The organism is Roseobacter sp. TSBP12 (assembly GCF_009129705.1).
GTDB classification, from domain to species: domain Bacteria; phylum Pseudomonadota; class Alphaproteobacteria; order Rhodobacterales; family Rhodobacteraceae; genus Celeribacter; species Celeribacter baekdonensis_A.
In genome coordinates this window covers 1-3,506 of record NZ_PYIB01000068.1, presented here as the reverse complement: position 1 = coordinate 3,506, position 3,506 = coordinate 1, and the positions used below count along the sequence as shown (strand labels likewise).

Annotated in this window: 3 protein-coding genes; all 3 read left to right on the top strand. The window is 58.7% G+C overall.

Translation table 11 applies throughout. The features are described from left to right. The first annotated feature begins 146 nt into the window (after window positions 1-146). The 3 genes from C8029_RS19780 to C8029_RS19770 are packed head-to-tail and all read left to right on the top strand — an operon-like array spanning window position 147 to window position 3,452. A complete protein-coding gene (locus tag C8029_RS19780; protein ID WP_096708189.1) occupies window positions 147-1,781 on the top strand; it encodes a TnsB C-terminal domain-containing protein in 1,635 nt (544 codons plus the stop codon). A 1-nt stretch (window position 1,782) separates the two neighbouring features. Next, entirely contained in the window at window positions 1,783-2,664 is an 882-nt protein-coding gene (locus C8029_RS19775) for a TniB family NTP-binding protein (protein WP_096708188.1), read from the top strand. Beyond that, on the top strand, window positions 2,601-3,452 hold the full coding sequence (locus C8029_RS19770) for a TniQ family protein (RefSeq protein ID WP_226946405.1): 852 nt from the start codon (window positions 2,601-2,603) through the stop codon (window positions 3,450-3,452). The genes C8029_RS19775 and C8029_RS19770 overlap by 64 nt, the downstream gene beginning before the upstream one ends. Window positions 3,453-3,506 lie beyond the last annotated feature (54 nt).

The following is a 3,506-nucleotide window of genomic DNA, read 5'->3' as shown; positions in this document are numbered from 1 at the left end:
TGTCGCGTAGCCCTTAATTGTGAGATGAGAGATTCAACGAAATCAACGGCTGTCCTTTGCCCTTAAATATGAGATTTTGCCTTTAATTCCGATATTTTTGCCCTTAAACTTGAGACAGGGTTCACAGACATGTGCAGCAAATATCGATGGATGATTATGGCGAAGACTCCGTTGCAGTTGGCGCTGAAGAGGCGCGCAGGGCCGCGGTGCTGCGCCCGCTTGTTCAAGCATTTCTGAAAGGGACTGGCAGTCTGGAAAGTGGCATCAATGACGCCGTTTGGGAGCTTGGTGTCAGCAGGGCGACGGTCTGGCGTTGGATAAAGCGGCTGGTCGAAGAAGGTGGACGCACCAGCGCGCTGGCTCCGCGGAAACGGGGCCGCCCGACCGGTACGACCTTGATATCCAGCAGGGTCGAAGCGGTGATCGAAGAGCATCTTCGCCGATGTTTCTTGCGCCGGGAACGTCCGAGCCTCTCGCGCGTCGTGACAGAAATCCGCAGCGCGTGCTGGCAGCAGGGCTTGCAACCGCCGACGCGTCGGACGGTTCAGCGTCGTCTGGACGCGATGGATGCCCGCGAAGTTGCGAAGGCACGAGAGGGCGCAAAGGCGGCGCGCCAGAAATTTGCGGCCGTCACAGGCGAGAACAAGGCGAACCAACCACTGGAGGTCGTACAAATCGACCATACGCCCGCGGACATCATTCTTGTCGACAGCTTTGAACGCCAACCAATTGGGCGGCCTTGGGTCACGCTGGCGATCGACATCGCAACGCGGATGGTAACTGGATATTACACCTCTCTCGAGGCCCCTTCGCGACTGTCAGTGGCGCTTTGCCTGACACAGGCGGTTGCCCCCAAGGCGGAGCTCCTAGCGGAATTGGATTACAGTATTCCTTGGCCCGCACAGGGCAAACCGCACAGCATCCACGTCGACAACGGCCGCGATTTCCGGTCGCGCGCCTTTCGGTCGGCATGCGCGGAATGGGGGATCGATCTGGTCTATCGGCCGCCGGGAAGTCCTCACTTCGGGGGCCACATCGAACGGTTGATCGGGACGATGATGGGGGCCGTTCACCTGTTGCCGGGAACAACGCAATCCTCGATCGCGACCAAGGGCGACTATGATGCCGAAGGCCAGGCAACGATGACCCTGAGCGAATTCGATCGTTGGTTTGCTCTGGAAATCTGCCGCTACAACAACAGCATTCATTCCAGTCTTGGCTGCACGCCCGTTGCCAAATGGGAGGTGCTCTCAGAAAACTTGATGGGCGACATCCCCTTCGAGATGGAAGCCTTTCAGGTGAGCTTCCTGCCAAGCGAATTGCGCAAGATCAGGCGTGACGGCATCCATCTGTTCCAGATACGGTACTGGTCCGATGCGCTTGCAGGCCACATTGGGCGCGGGGATGGAAAGGTGGTCGTTCGCTACGATCCTCGAGATATCTCAATGATCTGGGTCGAATTGGACGATGGCCGATATGTTGAAGCGCGGTACAGAAACCTGGAAATTCCGCCAGTGTCCCTCTGGGAATATCGCGAAGCCATGAGGAAGGCCCGTGCCCTTGGCAAGTCCGGGTCCAATGAGCTGGTCCTGGCTGAGCTGATCCGACAGCAACGCCAGATCGAGGCTGAAAGCCGGGGCCTGACGAAGGCCGAACGCCGATCCCGTGAAAGAAAAGGGACATTGGAGGGCACCAACTCGGCTGTCGCGACAACCGAAGGGCTGCGCGCGATCGACACTGGTGATACGTCGCGCCCATTGTTCAAGGTGGAGAGATGGTGAATTGAGGGCAAGGACAACTGAGGAAGACGGTCGGATCGCCCTCATTCAATCGGACATCTGGATCGGCTTTCCGCGGGCCGAACAGGTGTTGGATCGTTTGCAGGGTATGATCGAAGCGCCACGGCAAACCCGTATGCCCGGGCTTCTTGTGCATGGTGCCTCCGGGATCGGAAAGACGATGATCGCCCGCAACCTCTCGCGCAAGTACGCACCAGAATACGATCCGGCATCAGGCATCACCCGCACGCCGCTGCTGCTGTTGCAAGCGCCGCCCGCACCTGATGAACGGCGGTTCTATCTGCACATCCTGGCCGCCGTCGGCGCCCCGGCGACGGCACTGAGCGCCCGCGCTCAAAATGTGGCTTCCCTCGAAGTCCGTGTCATCGCGCTCTTGCGCGACCTCGGCCTGCGGATGATCATGATCGACGAGGTTCACAATCTCTTGGCCGGGACCCACCGCGAACAGCGCCGCTTTCTCAATGTTCTGCGGTATCTCAGCAATGAACTCGAGGTGTCGCTGGTCTGCCTCGGGGTCAGCGAGGCCGTCGATGCCATCCGAGGTGATATCCAGCTTGCCAGGCGACTGGACGAACATCACCTGCCAAACTGGCGCGACGATGCCGAGTTCTCGGACATGATCCAGACACTCATCGCGGCAATGCCCCTCGAGAAGAAATCCAATCTGAAGGTCAAGTCGCTCAAGCAGATACTGGCGCTGAGCGGCGGGGTGACTTCGCGCATCTTCGCACTGATCAAGGATCTTTCCATCGACGCCATTGTCACAGGTGAGGAATGCATCACCGATGACGCAATCGCAAAATGGACGCCGGTTTGGTCGCGCCATGCGAACGCCCATCGGCGACTCGAGAAGTCCGGGGGGTGACGCCGCGACCGCTGCCAAAGACTGTCGCACCGCTTCCAGACGAGTTGTTGTCAGGTTGGTTGTCTCGGTTGGCTGCGGCCAACTACTGTGATGACGCCGAACTGCTGGCTCATATCGAAGTCGATACCACGCATGGCACCGCCTTGGACTTCAGCATCGACGCGGCAGCGGCGGAGAAGATTGCGAGCGCTGCACGTGTCTCCCCAGATGTCGTGCGATCTTTGACCTTTCCGGCAATAACGCCAGGAGAAGCCTCACTGACGGCCCAGATGCCATTCCAGCATTGTCTGCAATGCTCCCGAGAGGGCCTTTCGCTCAGGCATTGGAGGCGGGCCTGGGCATTTGACTGTCAGGTTTGCGGGACGAGACTTGTGCAGACCCTTGGCAAAATCGGTGAAGAACAAATATCTGGAAAACTGATATACCGAGCGCGCCGCGGGGCAGGGATGCTTGCCTGCGCCGCGCGATCACGCAGCCCCAAGCAACTTCGGCGCGCAATGCGCGCGGTCACCTTTGCCATGTCACTTAAGGGCTGCCACGGGAAGCCGTTGTTTGCTCTTCAGAGCCACAAACCGGAAGTGAGGCTGTTTTGCCTTGCTGCCATTGATGCAGCCCAATCTCGTCCACTGATCAAAGCGGCCATCTCAAGCTCCGGCATCGACGACTATGCAAAGGTTGCTCTTTTGCGCACTTTCGAGAAGGAGCCACGTCTGCTTGCCGCAGTTGATCAGATTGCGCAGAGGCGGGCGAGAAGCAAAGGCCCCATGACAGCCAAATCTCGCAATTAAGGGCAAAACTCGATGCCGAAAGCGTCGCGTCTCAGATTTAAAGGCAACGCGACA